The sequence below is a fragment of the Xanthobacter sediminis genome (assembly GCF_043195015.1).
Classification (GTDB): Bacteria; Pseudomonadota; Alphaproteobacteria; order Rhizobiales; family Xanthobacteraceae; genus Xanthobacter.
In genome coordinates this window covers 1-481 of record NZ_JBAFWH010000059.1, presented here as the reverse complement: position 1 = coordinate 481, position 481 = coordinate 1, and the positions used below count along the sequence as shown (strand labels likewise).

Sequence of the window (481 nt, the reverse complement as noted above, 5' to 3'; positions counted from 1 at the left end):
CTCAAGGGGCGGCCATTGGCGTCCGTCACGGCGTGCAGCTTGGTGTTCATGCCGCCCTTGGTCCGTCCGATCAGGCGCCCGAGATCCCCTTTTTTACCCCAAGGCTGGACGCCGTGCGGTGGGCCTTGAGATAGGTCGCATCGATCATGATGGTCTGGGGTTCGGCCCTCTGGGCGGACAGACCTTCCATTATCCGAGCGAACACCCCCATCTCACTCCACCGTTTCCAGCGGTTATACAATGTCTTGTGCGGCCCGTATTCCATGGGCGCATCCCGCCAACGCAGCCCGTTCCGGTTGACGAAGATGATCCCGCTCAGCACCCGCCGGTCATCGACCCGTGGGTTGCCGTGGCTCTTGGGAAAATACGGTGCAAGCCGCGCCATCTGCTCGTCCGTCAGCCAATACAGGTCGCTCATGCTCAGTCTCCTGATGGAGCCTGAATCACATCGACGCCTGCCAATCAATGGGTCCTGAGCCTA

General features: G+C 61.1%; 1 pseudogene. It reads right to left on the bottom strand.

What is annotated here, in order from left to right:
• Positions 1–418, bottom strand: a pseudogene (locus V5F61_RS21190) (IS5 family transposase); the annotation flags it as partial.
• Between the last annotated feature and the right edge of the window lie 63 nt (positions 419–481).